General features: G+C 73.7%; 16 protein-coding genes. 10 read left to right on the top strand and 6 right to left on the bottom strand.

From position 1 onward, the window contains the following. Positions 1–3: 3 nt before the first annotated feature. Complete coding sequence (locus tag AB0J69_RS35355) at positions 4–756, bottom strand: FCD domain-containing protein (RefSeq protein ID WP_364126511.1); 753 nt, start codon at positions 754–756, stop codon at positions 4–6. Positions 757–844: 88 nt separating this feature from the next. Between AB0J69_RS35355 and AB0J69_RS35350 the strand changes: the two genes are divergently transcribed. The 8 genes from AB0J69_RS35350 to AB0J69_RS35315 are packed head-to-tail and all read left to right on the top strand — an operon-like array spanning position 845 to position 9691. Beyond that, on the top strand, positions 845–2347 hold the full coding sequence (locus AB0J69_RS35350; protein WP_364126509.1) for an ABC transporter substrate-binding protein: 1503 nt from the start codon (positions 845–847) through the stop codon (positions 2345–2347). Continuing rightward, positions 2344–3282, top strand: a complete 939-nt coding sequence (locus AB0J69_RS35345) for an ABC transporter permease (protein ID WP_364126507.1) — start codon at positions 2344–2346, stop codon at positions 3280–3282. The genes AB0J69_RS35350 and AB0J69_RS35345 overlap by 4 nt, the downstream gene beginning before the upstream one ends. A gap of 8 nt (positions 3283–3290) precedes the next feature. After that, complete coding sequence (locus AB0J69_RS35340; RefSeq protein ID WP_364126504.1) at positions 3291–4112, top strand: ABC transporter permease; 822 nt, start codon at positions 3291–3293, stop codon at positions 4110–4112. Continuing rightward, complete coding sequence (locus AB0J69_RS35335) at positions 4099–5013, top strand: ABC transporter ATP-binding protein (RefSeq protein ID WP_364126502.1); 915 nt, start codon at positions 4099–4101, stop codon at positions 5011–5013. Before AB0J69_RS35340 ends, AB0J69_RS35335 begins: the two co-directional genes overlap by 14 nt. Then, a complete protein-coding gene (locus tag AB0J69_RS35330) occupies positions 4982–5797 on the top strand; it encodes an ATP-binding cassette domain-containing protein (RefSeq protein WP_364126499.1) in 816 nt (271 codons plus the stop codon). The genes AB0J69_RS35335 and AB0J69_RS35330 overlap by 32 nt, the downstream gene beginning before the upstream one ends. Beyond that, the gene (locus AB0J69_RS35325) at positions 5794–6972 is read left to right on the top strand and encodes a M20 family metallopeptidase (RefSeq protein ID WP_364126496.1); all 1179 of its coding nucleotides are present in this window, start codon (positions 5794–5796) and stop codon (positions 6970–6972) included. Before AB0J69_RS35330 ends, AB0J69_RS35325 begins: the two co-directional genes overlap by 4 nt. Beyond that, positions 6972–8255 (top strand): P1 family peptidase, encoded by a 1284-nt coding sequence (locus AB0J69_RS35320; RefSeq protein ID WP_364126493.1) that lies wholly within the window; start codon positions 6972–6974, stop codon positions 8253–8255. Before AB0J69_RS35325 ends, AB0J69_RS35320 begins: the two co-directional genes overlap by 1 nt. Further along, positions 8252–9691 carry an aldehyde dehydrogenase family protein gene (locus tag AB0J69_RS35315; protein ID WP_364126491.1) on the top strand — a complete coding sequence of 480 codons (1440 nt, stop codon included), beginning with the start codon at positions 8252–8254 and terminating at the stop codon, positions 9689–9691. Before AB0J69_RS35320 ends, AB0J69_RS35315 begins: the two co-directional genes overlap by 4 nt. Before the next feature lie 103 nt (positions 9692–9794). On the opposite strand, the gene AB0J69_RS35310 is transcribed toward AB0J69_RS35315, so the two are convergent. From AB0J69_RS35310 to AB0J69_RS35295, 4 genes are all read right to left on the bottom strand, one after another. Continuing rightward, positions 9795–10367, bottom strand: a complete 573-nt coding sequence (locus AB0J69_RS35310) for a DUF4142 domain-containing protein (protein WP_364126488.1) — start codon at positions 10365–10367, stop codon at positions 9795–9797. Between the two features lie 72 nt (positions 10368–10439). Further along, positions 10440–11201, bottom strand: coding sequence for an SDR family NAD(P)-dependent oxidoreductase (locus AB0J69_RS35305; RefSeq protein WP_364126485.1), 762 nt, complete (start codon positions 11199–11201; stop codon positions 10440–10442). Between the two features lie 55 nt (positions 11202–11256). Further along, a complete protein-coding gene (locus AB0J69_RS35300) occupies positions 11257–11805 on the bottom strand; it encodes a GNAT family N-acetyltransferase (protein ID WP_364126482.1) in 549 nt (182 codons plus the stop codon). Between the two features lie 61 nt (positions 11806–11866). Beyond that, on the bottom strand, positions 11867–12685 hold the full coding sequence (locus AB0J69_RS35295) for an SDR family NAD(P)-dependent oxidoreductase (RefSeq protein ID WP_364126479.1): 819 nt from the start codon (positions 12683–12685) through the stop codon (positions 11867–11869). Between the two features lie 109 nt (positions 12686–12794). Between AB0J69_RS35295 and AB0J69_RS35290 the strand changes: the two genes are divergently transcribed. Then, positions 12795–13706, top strand: a complete 912-nt coding sequence (locus AB0J69_RS35290) for an aldo/keto reductase (RefSeq protein WP_364126476.1) — start codon at positions 12795–12797, stop codon at positions 13704–13706. 195 nt (positions 13707–13901) lie between these two features. Next, positions 13902–14426, top strand: a complete 525-nt coding sequence (locus AB0J69_RS35285) for a type II toxin-antitoxin system prevent-host-death family antitoxin (RefSeq protein WP_364126474.1) — start codon at positions 13902–13904, stop codon at positions 14424–14426. On the opposite strand, the gene AB0J69_RS35280 is transcribed toward AB0J69_RS35285, so the two are convergent. Continuing rightward, positions 14427–14618 (bottom strand): DUF1918 domain-containing protein, encoded by a 192-nt coding sequence (locus AB0J69_RS35280; protein WP_364126471.1) that lies wholly within the window; start codon positions 14616–14618, stop codon positions 14427–14429. Positions 14619–14675: the final 57 nt, after the last annotated feature.

Below are 14675 nucleotides of genomic sequence, written 5' to 3'. Positions count from 1 at the left end.
AGGTCACTCCAGCAAGGCCCTTAGGGCACTTCTCTCACCTTCACTGACATACCCGGCGTAGTAGTCATACATCGCCTTTCTCGACAGCCGGGCCGCCAGCGGGCCGTCCCCGGCGCGAATGGCGGCGATGACCTCCTCGTGGTGCCGGATGCTTTCCCGCATCAGCGCCCGCCGGTCCGGCGCGCCCGCGATCCGCTCCGCGATCAGCTTCAGCACGATCGACCGGACCACGTCGGTGCAGATCTCGATGAGCTTGTTGCCGCTCGCGCGCACCACGGCGTCGTGGAAGGCCACGTCGGCCGCCCCGAAGGTCTCCTCGCCCGCGTCCACGGCCGCCCGCATGCCCTCGACCGCCGCGCCCATCTCGGCGAGCTGCTCCTCCGTGCGCAGGCGCGCGGCCAGCAGGATGGCCGCCGCGTCCAGCACCATCCTGAACTGCACCAGCTCGGCCAGCGACAGCTCGTCCACCCGGGCCAGCGTGGTCATCGACTTGTGTAATGCGGCGGGCGAGAACGGCAGCACCTCCGCCCCGTTGGGGTCCCCCGGCCGCGAGCGCACCAGGCCGCGGGCCTGCAGCACCCGCAGCGCCTCGCGTACGGTGGAGCGGCTGACCGAGAACTGCACCATCAGCTCGCGCTCACTCGGCAGCCGCTGCCCCGGTGAGAGAGCGCCGCTCTCGATGGCCTCCTCGACCTGCTCCACGACCCGCTCGTAAGCGCGTACGGTGCGCACCGGCTCGAAGCGCGGACCACCCATGCAAGCCCCCTTGACCCGAGCCATCGCCGACTGGCAATGTGCGTAGCCTACTGGTCCGACCAGTGCACTAGCCAGGAGGCTGTAAGGCATGAGGCGAATCGGAATCTTGATCGCCGCGGGCGGTCTCCTGCTGGCCACGGCGGCCTGCGGTGGCGGCGCGCCGAGCAACGGGAGCGGCGGCGCCGGCGGCACCCCCAAGGCCCAGTCGCTGTCGGTCGGTTTCGTGGCCGAGCCCGCGAACCTCGACTTCACCTCCACCGAAGGTGCCGCCATCCCGCAGGCGCTGCTCGTCAATGTCTACGAGGGCCTGGTCAAGCTGGGCCAGGACGGCCAGATCGTGCCGCTGCTCGCCGAGAAGTGGGACGTCTCGGACGATCGCCGGACCTACACCTTCACCCTGCGCAAGAACGTCACGTTCACCAACGGCGCGCCGTTCACGGCCGACGACGTGGTGTTCTCGCTCGACCGGGTCAAGTCGGACTGGAAGCTCAAGATCAAGTCGCAGCTCGACGTCATCGACAAGGTGGAGAAGAAGGACGACTCGACCGCTGTCGTCACGCTCGAGCAGCCGAGCAACGGCTTCCTCTACTCGATGGCCACCAGGCTCGGCGCCATGTTCAGCCGCACGGGCGTCTCCGACCTGGCCAACAAGCCCGTCGGCACGGGGCCGTACGTGCTGGGGTCGTGGCGGCGCGGCGACTCCATCCAGCTCAACGCCAACCCCTCCTACTGGGGCACGAAGCCGCCGCTGACGGCGATCACCCTGAAATACTTCAAGGACGCCACGGCGATGAACAACGCGCTGCTGACCGGCGGCATCGACGTCATCTCCAGCGTGCAGGCGCCCGAGTCGCTGCAGCAGTTCGCCGACCCCAACCGCTTCGAGACGGTCGAGGGCACCACGAACGGCGAGGTGGTGCTGTCCATGAACAACGGCCGCCCGCCGTTCGACGACAAGAAGGTGCGGCAGGCCGTCCGGCACGCCATCGACCACAAGGCGCTGCTCGACACCGCCTGGGCCGGGCGCGGCCAGCTCATCGGCTCGATGGTGCCGCCCACCGACCCCTGGTACGAGGACCGCACCGGCGACTACCCGTACGACCCGGCCAAGGCCAAGGAGTTGCTCGGCGGGAAGACGTACGACGTCAAGATGCGCATCCCCAACCTGCCGTACGCGGTCAACAGCGCGCAGGTCGTCAAGTCCCAGCTCGCCCAGGTGGGGATCACGGCGGAGATCGAGCCGCTGGAGTTCCCGGCCCGCTGGCTGGACCAGGTGTTCACCAAGGGCGACTACGACCTGTCGCTCATCAACCACGTGGAACCCCGGGATATGGGAATTTTTGCCGATAAGTCGTACTACTTCCGCTACGACAACCCCGAGTTCGGCAAGCTGCTCGCCGCCGCCGACGCGGGCACCGAGCAGGAGCAGGCCGGCACCCTCAAGCAGGCCGCCAAGCTGCTGTCCGACGACGCCGCGGCCGACTGGCTCTTCCTCTTCCCGAACCTGATCGTGGCGAAGAAGGGCGTCACCGGGCTGCCGAAGAACGCCATCGCGGAGTCCTTCGACTTCACCGCGCTCGCCAAGCAGTGACGCTGTACTTCGTCAAGCGGGCGGCGGTGCTGATCGCGAGCACCGCCGTGGCCGCGGTCGCGGTGTTCGCGTTCATGGCGCTGCTGCCCGGCGACCCGGCCGAGATCGCGCTCGGCGTCAACGCCACCCCCGAGGCGGTGGCCGAGCTGCGCCGGCAGTTCGGCACCGACCGGGCGCCGGTGGCGCAGTTCCTCGACTGGGCGGGCGGCCTCCTCCAGGGCGACTTCGGCACCTCGTACGTCACCAGCGCCCCCATCGGCCCGCAGATCAGTGACCGGCTCGGTGTCACGGCCGTGCTGGTGCTCGGCGGCATGGCCGTGGCGCTGGTGCTGGCGGTGCCGCTGGGGACGTTCGCGGCCGTGCACCACCGCGACCCGCTCGGCGCGGCGATCAGCGCGGCCAGCCAGCTCGGCATCGCGATCCCCGCGTTCCTGGCCGGCATCCTGCTGGTGTTCGTGTTCGCGGTGCAGGCCCAGGCGCTGCCGTCCGGCGGCTACGTGCCGATCGCGGAGAACCCGGGGGAGTGGCTGCGCAGCCTGCTGCTGCCCTGGTTGTCGCTCGGTCTCGTCCAGGGCGCGGTGCTCACCCGCTATGTGCGCAGCGCCGTGCTCGACGTCATGCGCGAGGACTACCTGCGCACCGCCCGTGCCAAGGGCCGGGGCCGCACCGGCGCGCTGTGGCGGCACGGGCTGCGCAACGCCTCGATCCCCGTCGTGACCGTGCTCGGCCTGCAGCTGGCCACGCTGCTGATCGGCGCGGTCGTGGTCGAGCGGGTCTTCGTCATCCCCGGGCTGGGCGACCTGCTGCTCAACGGCGTCGCCGGCCGTGACCTGCTGCTCGTCCAAGGCGTGGTGATGGTGCTGGTGGCGGCCGTGCTGCTGATCAACTTCGTGGTGGACGTGCTCTACCACCTGCTCGACCCGAGGCTGCGATGAGGGGCCGGATGAACGCCGGGCTCCTCGTCGGCGGCGCGCTCGTCGGGCTCGTGGTCCTCGCGGCGGTGGCGTCGTTCTTCTGGACCCCGCACGACCCGACGCTCGTGGACGCCGCGCACCGGCTGCGCGAACCCGGCGGCGGCTACCTCCTCGGGGCCGACAAGTTCGGCCGCGACACCTTCAGCCAGCTCATGGTCGGCGCCCGCACCACGCTCTACGTCGGCATCGTGGCGGTCGGCATCGCGGCCCTCATCGGCACCCCGCTCGGCGTGCTCGCCGGGATGACGCCGCGCGGCTGGCTCTCCGAGCTGGTCATGCGGGTCAACGACCTCGTCTTCGCCTTCCCCGCGCTGCTGCTGGCCGTCATGCTCGGCGCCGTCTACGGGCCGGGCACGCTCACCGCGATGATCGCGATCGGGGTGGCCACCGTGCCGGCGTTCGCCCGCGTGGCCCGCGCCGCCACGCTCCAGGTCATGGTGACCGACTACATCCTGGCCGCCAGGGCCGCCGGGCGGCGGCGCGCGGCGATCGCGGTGCGGCACGTGCTGCCGAACATCGGCTCCATGCTGATCGTGCAGGCGTCGGTGTCGTTCGCCATCGCGATCCTGGCCGAGGCCGCGCTGTCGTTCCTCGGCTTCGGCACCCGCCCCCCGATCCCGTCGTGGGGGCGGATGCTGCAGGAGTCGCAGGAGCTGCTGTTCTCCACCCCGCGCCTGGCCCTGTGGCCCGGCCTGGCGATCGCGCTGGCAGTGCTCGGCTTCAACCTCCTCGGCGACGGGCTGCGCGACTTCCTCGACCCCAAGCTCAGGAGGATCCGTGCTGAAGGTTGAGGACCTCACCGTGCGCGCCGGCCCGGTCGAGCTGGTCCGGGACGTGTCGTTCGGCATCGCGCCCGGCGAGCGGGTGGGGCTGATCGGCGAGTCGGGCTCCGGCAAGTCGCTGACCGCGCTGTCGCTCATGGGCCTGCTGCCCGAGGGCGTCACCGCGGCCGGGCGGGCCAGGCTGGCGGACCGGGACCTGGTCGGCGTGCCGGAGAGCCGGGTCAAGGACCTGCGCGGCCGCGACCTGTCCATGGTGTTCCAGGAGCCCATGACCGCGCTCAACCCGCTCATGCGGATCGGCGCCCAGGTCGCCGAGGTCATGACCCTGCACGGCCGCTCCCGCCAGGAGGCCCGCGAGCGGTCCCTGGAGCTGCTCGGCCGGGTCCGCCTGCCCGAGCCCGCCCAGATCGCCCGCGCGTACCCGCACCAGCTCTCCGGCGGCCAGCGCCAGCGCGTCATGCTCGCCATCGCCCTGGCCAACGAGCCCCGGCTGCTCATCTGCGACGAGCCCACGACCGCGCTCGACGTCACCGTGCAGAAGCAGATGCTGGAGCTGATCGCCGAGGTGGCGCCCGCGCTGCTGTTCATCACCCACGACCTCGCCGTCGTCGCCTCCGTCTGCGAGCGCGTCCTGGTCATGTACGGCGGCCGCGTCGTCGAGTCCGGCCCCATCCGCGAGGTCTTCACCCGCCCCCGCCACCGCTACACGCAGGGCCTGCTGGCCGCCTCCCGGCTCACCCCGCGCGGCACCCGCCTGCCCACCATCAAGGGCAGCGTGCCCCCGGCCGGGCGGTTCCCCGGCGGCTGCGTGTTCAGGAACCGCTGCCCGCACGCCACCCCCGCGTGCGAGACCGTGCCGGAGCTGACAGGAGACGGACATGCCTACGCATGCTGGCACCCCGCTCACTGAGGCCCCGCTGATCGAGGTACGGGAGCTGAGCCGCGTCTACCACCGCCCCCGCACCTCCCTCACCCGGCCGGGCGCCGCCGTCCACGCCCTGCGCGACGTCTCGCTGACCGTGCGGCGCGGTGAGCGGTACGGCATCGTCGGCGAGTCCGGCTCCGGCAAGTCCACCCTGCTGCGCCTCCTCTGCGCCCTCGACCAGCCCACCGGCGGTTCGATCCGCTTCGACGGCCAGGAGATCACCGGCCTGCCCGAGCGGCGGCTGCGCTTCCTGCGCGAGAACCTCCAGATCGTCTTCCAGGACCCGATGAGCTCGCTCGACCCCCGCATGCGCGTGCGCGACCTCGTCGCCGAGCCGCTGGCCGCCCTCGGCCTGCCGGCCGGGAACCGGGTTGCGGAGCTGCTGGAGGCGGTCGGGCTGCCGGCCGAGGCGGCCGACCGGTACCCGCACCAGTTCTCCGGCGGGCAGCGGCAGCGCATCGCCATCGCCCGCGCGCTCGCGCCCCGGCCGAAGGTGCTGGTCGCCGACGAGCCGGTGAGCGCGCTGGACGTCTCCGTACGCGGGCAGATACTCAACCTGCTGGCCGACCTCGTCGACGAGCTGGGGCTCACGCTCGTGTTCGTCTCGCACGACCTGTCCGTGGTGCGGCACGTGTGCGAGACGGTCGCGGTCATGAGCCGGGGCGAGATCGTGGAGACCGGGCCGGTGGACGACGTCTGGGCGGCGCCCGCCCACCCGTACACGCAGGAGCTGCTGCGGGCCGTACCGACTCTGGAGGGATTCCTGTGATCGACGTCGATGCCGATGGAGTGGTGGAGTTCACGCAGGCGCTCGTGCGGATCCCCAGCACCAACGACCCGGCGCGGGGCCGCAGCGAGCGGCCCGCCGCAGAGCTCGTCGAGGCGAGGATGCGGGAATGGGGCTGGGAGCCGGTCGTGTACGAGGCCGCGCCCGGCCGGCCGAACGTGGTCGCCGTCGTCGAGGGCGGCGGCGGCGCCGGGCCGACGCTGATGTTCGAGGGCCACACGGACGTGGTGACCGAGGGCGACCTGTCCACCTGGACCGTGGACCCGTTCGGCGGGGAGATCCGCGACGGCAGGCTGTGGGGGCGGGGCAGCGCGGACATGAAGTCCGGCCTGGCCGCCACCCTGTACGCCACCCGCGCCCTGCAGCTCGCCGGCCCCTTCCCCGGGCGGATCAAGGTCTGCGCGCTGGCCGACGAGGAGGGCCTCATGATCGGCGCGCACCACTTCGTCTCCTCGGGCCTCACCTCCGACGTGGACGGCGCGATCGTGGCCGAGCCGGAGGCGGGCGAGATCTGCGCCGTCGCCAAGGGAGCCCTGCGGCTGCGGGTGGACCTCACCGGCAAGATGGCGCACGGGGCGATGCCGCAGCACGGCCGCAACCCGATCCAGGCCGCCGGATCCCTGCTGGTGGCGCTGCGGTCGCTGCAGCAGGAACTGCAGGACCGGCATCCGGCGCACGAGCACCTCGGCGAGGTGTACGTGACCCCGACCGTGCTCCGGGCCGGCACCGAGGAGCAGGTCAACGTGATCCCGGCGGTCGCCTCCCTCTTCGTCGACGTGCGCACGATCCCCGGCGTCGAGCACAAGGAGATCGCCGACCGGGTGGCCGCCCTCGCCGGCTTCGACGGGATCGCCGCCGAGGTGTCGGTGCTGGTGGACCGGCCGCCGGTGGACGTGCCCGTGACCGACCCGGTCGTGGCCGCGCTGGCCGCCGCCCACCGGGCGGTGACGGGGGCGGAGCCGGTGTACGGCGGGGTGCCGGGCTCGACGGACGGGACCGTGCTGACGCATTGGGGCGGCATCCCGTCGGTGGTCTACGGGCCCGGTGGGAAGTGGATCGCCCACCAGGCGGACGAGTTCGTCGAGGTCGAGGAGATCGTGCGGTGCACCCGGGTGTTCGCCGAGGCGGCACGGCGGTTCCTGAACGGCGACTTCTGATGCGGCTGCCGATGCGGCCGGGGGCCACCAACTCACTGGTGGACGTGGCGGGGCTGCGGGTTGGGCACGCCCGGCGGGTCGGGGGCGGGCACCGTACCGGGACGACCGTCGTCCTCGCGCCGCCGGACGGGGCCGTGGCCGGGGTGGACGTGCGGGGCGCCGCGCCCGGGACGCGCGAGACGGAGCTGCTCGACCCGCGCAACCTGGTGGAGCGGGTGCACGCCGTGGTGCTCTCCGGCGGGAGCGCGTTCGGGCTGGGAGCGGCCTGCGGCGTGATGGACCGGCTCGCCGACGCCGGGGCCGGCTATCCGGTGGCCGGCGGCGCGGTCCCGATCGTCCCGGCCGCCGTCATCTTCGACCTGGGCCGCGGCGGCACCTTCCGCGCCGTCCCCGACGCCACCCTGGGCGCCGCCGCCTACGACGCCGCCACAGACGCCGCGTACGACCCCGCGTACGACCCCGCGTACGACCCCGCGTACGACCCCGCCACCGGCGCCGCCGCCGACAGCCCGCCGCCTCTCCTGTCGTCCGGGCCCGAGGTCTTTGGGAGGGACGGCTCCTCCGGCGAGGCGCCCGCGACCCCCGACGGCGCGAAGCCGTCCGTCCCCACCGCGGGCGGGGGCGGCGGCGTGCTCGCTTCCCCCTCCCTCGAAGGGACGCCGGCCCCGGACGGCGGCGGGCGGTTCGCGCAGACGACCGCGCCCCCGACGGTCAGCGGATCCGTCGGGGCGGGTACCGGGGCGGTGGCGGGCGGGCTGGCCGGCGGCGTGGGCACGGCGAGCGCCGTGCTGCCCGACGGCACCACGGTCGCCGTGCTGGCCGTCGTCAACGCCGCGGGCTCCGTCCTCGACCCCCGCGACGCCACCCTGGCGGGCACCAGGTACGGCCTCCCCGGCGAGTTCGACCACCTCGGGCCCCCTTCCCCCGAGGAGGCCACGGCCTGGAACCCGGACCGGACCCCCGCCTTCAACACCACCATCGGCGTCGTCGCCACCGACCTCACCCTCACCAAGGCCCAGTGCGGCAAGCTGGCGGCGGTCGCCCACGACGGCCTGGCCAGGGCCATCAGACCGGCCCACACCATGACCGACGGCGACACCGTCTTCGGCCTGGCCACCTGCGCCCGCCCCGCCCCCGGTCACGACGCCTTCCAGGACGTGCTGGCGGCCGCGGCAGACGTGTTCAGCCGCGCCGTCGCCCACGCCGTCCTGGCCGCCACCGGCCGCGAGGGCGCGCCCGCCTACCTCGACGTCTTCCCCAGCGCCCTCCGGAGCCGGCCATGACACCAGCCCCCGACCTGCCCCGCGACCTCCCCACCGGCCTGCCCATCGGCGACGGCTGGACGAGGACCGCGGCCACCACGGACGTGATCTTCCCCTACGACGGGTCCCGGGTCGCCGAGGCCCCGCTGGGTACGGCGGCGCACGCCCGCCAGGCCCTCGACGAGGCCCTCGCCGCGGCTCCCGCCATGGCGGCGCTGCCCTCGCACGCCCGCCGCGCCGCCCTCATGCGGACCCACGACGCGCTGGCGGCCAGGCGGGAGGAGTTCGAGCGGCTCCTCGTCCTGGAGACCGGCAAGCCGCTGGTGGACTGCCGGGTGGAGGTGGCCAGGACGCTGGTCACGCTGGCCACGGCCGCCGAGGAGGTCGCCCGGCTGCACGGCGAGACCGTGCCGCTCGACCTGCTGCCCTCCGGCGAGGGTCTGATCGGCTTCTGGACGCGCCGGCCCATCGGCGTCGTCGTGGGCATCACGGGCTTCAACTACCCCCTGCTCCTGGCCGCGCACAAGATCGCACCGGCGGTGGCGGCCGGCTGCCCGGTGATCGTCAAGCCCGCCCCGGCGACCCCGCTGGCCACGCTCCGGCTGGTGGGCCTCCTGCGCGATACCGGCGCCCTGCCCCCGGCCGGCGTGCAGCTCGTCACCGGCGACGTCGAGGTCGGCCGGACACTGGTGGAGGACCGGCGGATCGGCGCGGTCTCGTTCACCGGCTCGGCCGCCGCCGGCCACGCCATCGCGCGCGCCGCCGCCCCCACCAAGGTGCTGCTGGAGCTCGGCTCCAACGCGGCGCTCGTGGTGGCGGCCGACGCCGACCTCGGGGCGGCCGCGGACGCGGTCGTGCGCGGCGGCTACTACGCCTCCGGCCAGGCGTGCATCTCGGTGCAGAGGGTGCTGGTCGAGGAGCCCGTACGCGAGGAGTTCGGTTCCCTGCTGGCCGGACGCGTCAAGAACGTCACCGTCGGCGACCCCCGCCTGCCCGGCACCCGTGTCGCCCCGCTCGTCGACGAGGCGGCCACCGACCGCGTGCTGGAGTGGATCGCCGCGTCCGGGGCCCGCGTGCTCGCGGGCGGGCACCGCGACGGCCGGGCCATCGCGCCGACGGTGCTGGACGGCGTGCCGGACGGCGCCGCCGCCTGGGACGAGGAGATCTTCGGGCCCGTCGTGTGCGTCCGGCCGGTGCCCGACCTCGACGCCGCGTTCGCGGCGGTCAACCGGTCGCGGTACGGCCTGCACGCGGCGGTGTTCACCCGCTCGCTGGCCACGGCGTTCGCGGCGATCGAGCGCATCGAGGCCGGCGGGGTCGTGGTCAACGACGTGCCGGGGTTCAGGGCGGACAACATGCCGTACGGGGGTGTCAAGGATTCGGGGTCGGGCCGCGAAGGGCCCCGGTTCGCCATCGAGGAGCTCACCGTGACCAGGATGGCCATCATCCGGCCGTGACGCCGCACGGCCGTGCCGGCCGCCCGTGAGCCCCCGGAGGGCACCACGGACGACCGGCATGGCTCACCCGATGACCGGACTTCCGGTCACATGGAGGGATTCGTTACAGCTCGGCGCGGATCTCGCGCAGGTGGTGCCGGATCACCGGTGCGCTGTCACGCGCCAGGTCCTTCACCCGAGCGGAGTGCCCGCGCCGCAGCTCCCGCTGCCCCAGCCAGAGCGCGTGCTCGTGCGCATCGGCCTGCAGGCGCAGCCAGGCGCGGTCGAAACGCGGACCGGACCTGGCGACCACCGCGCGCAGGTCGTCCCGCTGCGCGGCGCTGGGGGAGGTGGGAAGGCGGACGTCGAACCGGTCGGCGACCTCGCGCAGCCGCGCGTCCAGCCTGCGGTGATCGCGGATCAGCCGCCAGGCGATGCCGCGGACATCCCTGTCACGCGACTCGCGCAACGCGGCCTTCGCGGCCGCGATCTCGGCGAGGTGGCCCCTGTGCGCCGCCCTCAGGTACGCCCTGTCCTGAGCGGGTACGCGCAGTGCCCAGCCGGTCTCACTGACGGCGGCGCTCGGCGCGGCCGTCCCCGGGGTCTGGGCCGTGGCGGCAGGGGTGGCAGCGGGGGCGATGGTCAGTGCCAGCACGGCCGCGATGCCCGCGGGTGCTAACTTCCGTGCTGTTCTCATGGGTCCCTCCTTTCCTGGGACCCGTGCCCGCTGCCCAATCCGGGCCGAGGTATTCAGGTTGATTCGGGCGGCTCAATTCGGCGGGTCGTAGCGGCCGTCCACGGCGGTCCAGCCGCCGTCCACGTACAGCACGGAGCCGGTCACGAAGCTCGCCGCGTCGCTCGCCAGGTAGACCACCGCGCCGGCCATCTCCTCGGCGGCCGCCCACCGGCCGAGCGCGCTCTTGGCGGCGTACGCGGCGTACCAGCCGGGATTTTCCTTGATCTGACTGGTCAGCGGCGTCTCCACCACCCCCGGCGCGATCGCGTTCACCCGCACCCCGCTCGGCCCGAACTCCGCCGCGGCCGTGCGCAGCAACTGCACCAGCCCCGCCTTCGTGGCCGAGTAGACGCTCTGCCCCGGCTCGGTGACCGAGGCCCGGATCGAGGCGAACCCGATGATCGACCCGCGCCCCCGCTCGACCATGCCCGCCCCGAACGCGCGCACCACGTCGAACGAGGCCCGCAGGTTCAGCCCCACGACCCGGTCGAACTCCTCGCCGGAGTAGTCGAGCAGGCGCTTGCGCACGTTCGTGGCCGCCGTGAACACCAGCACGTCGGCCGGCTCCTCCGCGGCCAGCGCGCGCACCGCCCCCTCGTCCAGCACGTCGACCAGCCGGGCGGTCCCGCCGCAGCCGGCCGCGGTCTCCGTCGCGGCCGGCAGGTCGCGGTCGGCGCAGACCACGGAGGCCCCGTGGGCGGCCAGCGCCAGCGCCGCCTCCCGGCCGATCCCGCTCCCTGCGCCGATCACCACGGCCCGCCGCCCGTCCAGGCGGAACAGCGCGTCATATCCCATAGCAGGCACCCTAGCGACTGGTCCGACCAGTGCACCAGGTTCCGCGCGGGCCGCTTCAGGGGCGGTCGCGGGCGGCCTCCCAGCCGGAGCGCAGCAGCTCGTACTCGACCTCGCCGTGCTCCGAGCCCTCGATGGCCTCGAACCCCTCCAGGTGGAACGTACGGACCAGCCGCAGCCCGCACTTCTCCATCACCCGCCGCGACCCGAGGTTGACCGCCATCGTCTGGGCGAACACCCGGCGGGCGCCCAGCTCCGCGAACGCCTTGTCGATCAGCGCGAGCGACCCCTCCGTCGCGACCCCCCTGCCCCACGCCGCCTTGTGCAGCCGGTAGCCCAGCTCGGGCTCCTCGTCCGATCCGTGCTCGGCCGGTCGCAGGTGGAACCAGCCGAGGAACGCGCCCGACGGCTTCTCCAGGGCCGCGAAGAACCCGCCGGCGACGAACCTGGGCAGGGTCCGCTCGACGATCACCTCCCGCGGCGTCGGCTGGCCGCCGTTGAGGTAGCGCATGACCTCGCGGTCGTTGTGCAGGGCGAACAGGTGGTCCTCGTCGGACTCGGTGAAGCGGCGCAGGATCAGCCGCTCGGTCTCCAGGTAAACGCGCACCGGGGCACGTTAGCCGACGCGGCGGGCGTTCTCGACGGGTTTTCGGCCGCCCGCGGAGGGGTCAGCGGGCCGCCAGCGACTCCGACAGCTCGCGCAGCCGGGCCCGGGCACCGGGGTCGTAGGCCTGCTCCAGCGCCTGCGCGGGCCGCGTGCCGTCGAAGAAGCGCCCGGACACCTCGTCCAGCGCGGGGTCGGTGACCAGCCGCGAGGTCGCCGCCACGCCCTCGCGCAGCTCGCTCACGGGCGTGGCCACGACCATCTTGGTCGGCATGTACGTCGCCGGGTGCAGCGCGTTCGCGGTGACCTCCGTGCCCGCCAGCTCCTCGGCCAGGTCCACGGTGAACATCACCTGGGCCAGCTTGCTCTGGCAGTACGCGCGTACCCCGCTGTAGTCCTTGACCAGCATCACGTCGTCGAAGTCGATCGGCGCCTGGCCCAGGCTGCTGACGTTCACGATCCTGGACGGGGCCGCGGACCGCAGCACCGGCAGCAACAGCCGGGTGAGCAGGAACCCGGCCAGGTAGTTGACCGCGAACCTGAGCTCGTGCCCGTCCGCGCTCTCCTGACGCACCCCGCCGCCCGGCACGGTCGTCCCGATGCCCGCGTTGTTGACCAGCGTGTCGAGCCCCTTGTGCTCGGCGGCGACGGCGGCGGCCAGCTCGCGCACCTGGTCGAGCGAGGCCAGATCCGCGCGGTACCAGTGCAGCCGGGCCCCCGGCACGCGCGCGCGGATCTCCTCCATCGTGGCCTGCCCGCGCCCGTCGTCCCGGCCGTGCACCAGGACGGTCGCGCCCCGGCCCGCGAGGTCGGCGGCCAGCGCCCGGCCGAGGCCGTCGGTCGCGCCCGTGACCAGGATCGTCCGCTGCTCCATGGGACGCATGTCCACCTCCGCTCCGGCGTTCCCCGATCCGACGCTACCCCGTCCGCCGTGCGGAATCCGGCCCGCTGCTACCCTCCCGTCCCGGGCCGTCGCTACTGAGAGGTGCACATTGGTCGATCTGAGCTTCGACATCGCGGGCGAGCTGCGGGTGCGGCGTCTGGGCTACGGCACGGGACAGCTCACCGGGCACGGCTACTGGGGGCCGCGGCTGGAGCCGGAGCAGGCGGTGCGCGTGCTGCGCCGCGCCGTGGAGCGCGGGGTCACGCTCGTCGACACCGCCGACAACTACGGCCCCGGCCTGGCGGAGGAGCTGGTGGCGCGGGCGCTGCACCCGTACGCGGAGGGGGTCGTGGTGGCGACCAAGGGCGGCGTCGTGCGTACGGGGCCGAACGTCTGGCACGTCGCCGGGCGGCCCGAGCGGCTGCGGGCCATGTGCGAGGCCAGCCTGCGCCGCCTCGGAACGGAGACCATCGATCTCTACCAGCTTCACCGGCTGGACCCGGAGGTGCCCCTGGCCGACCAGCTCGGCACCCTGGCCGAGCTGCGGCAGGAGGGCAAGATCCGGCACATCGGCCTCGACACGGTGACGGCCGGCGAGCTGCGGCGGGCGCTGGAGGTGACGCAGATCGCCTCGGTGCAGAACCGCTACAACGTCCTTGACCGGGAGTCCGAGCCGGTGCTGCGGCTGTGCGAGGAGCGCGGGCTGGCCTTCCTGCCGTGGTTCCCCCTCGGCAACGGCTCCCTGGCCACCGCCGCCGCTGCGGCGACGGGCCTCGGCGGGGCCGCTGCCGGGCACGGCGAGAGCGCGCGCCCCGCGGGTGGCGCGGCGGGCCTGGCGGAGGTGGCGCGGCGGCACGGGGCGAGCGCCGGGCAGGTGGCGCTGGCCTGGCTCCTGCACATCTCGCCGGCCACCCTGCCGACCCCCGGCACGGGCTCGCTCACCCACCTGGAGGAGAACCTGGACGCGGTGGCCGTCGAGCTCACCCCGGAGGACCTGTCCGCTCTGGACGCGCTCGCCTGAACACGCCCGCCAGGCGGGCGACGGAACGGCCGGGGCGTGACGGGGAGATCGCCCGGATGGCGGCGACCATCGGGCTTGCGGGCACCCGCTTCGGCGCGGATCCCCGCCGGGGCGTGTCCGGAGACCCGCCGGGCTTGCGCCCCGGACTTGTAAGGCGGCTTGCGAAAAATCTGTAAGGCGCCTTACGATTTGCGCATGGTCAACGCGGAACGGCCTCCGTACGAAGAGCTGGAGGCACGCTTCGGCGCCCCGGTCGGCGTGGAGGAGGCGCGCGCCCGCTGGGGCGCCCTCGTGCACGCCGCCAGGAGCGGCACGGTCACGCTGATCACCCGCGAGCGCTGGGAGTGGGCCGCGCTGGTCCCGCTGCCGGAGGTGTCCGGGGTGCTGAGCGGCCTGCCGGTGCTGTCGCTGTCAACGGCCCGCTCCAAGCTCGGCGACCTCGTCCGCCAGACCGCCGGCCCGTACGACGAGGGCCCCGTGCTGCTGACCCGCCACCGCGCCCCGGTCGCCGCCCTGATCGCGGCCCGTCGCCTCCTCGACCGGCCCGCCGCCCGGCGCCGCGCGACCGCCGAGGACCTGCTGTCGCAGGGGCACACCATCTCCCTCGTCCGTGGCCCGGTGGACGGGGTCGTCGCCGTCGCCCGGGACCGCGACGGCAAGGAGATCGCGGCCGGCTCCGGCGGCGACATCGCCGCGGCCCTGGTGTCGCTGATGGAGTGATCAGGCCGGCCCGGTCGGTTCGACCAAGGCGTCGGGGCCGGGGAAGACGAGCTGCTCGTGGCCGTCGTCGAAGCGGACGAGGTAGGGCGGCGACCCGGCGGCGCCGCGTACCTCGAGGATCTCGCCCTTCCTGGACGCCTGACCGACGACGGCGCCGCGGATGATCAGCATGTCACCGACATTCGCCTGCATGGTGGACTTCCTCTCGGCTGGGCTGTGGCGACTTCGTGGTGCCCTCCCACAGTGCAC

Origin of the sequence: Nonomuraea sp. NPDC049709 (genome assembly GCF_040674815.1) — a bacterium.
Classification (GTDB): Bacteria; Actinomycetota; Actinomycetes; order Streptosporangiales; family Streptosporangiaceae; genus Nonomuraea.
This window is presented reverse-complemented; position numbering and strand designations above follow the sequence as displayed.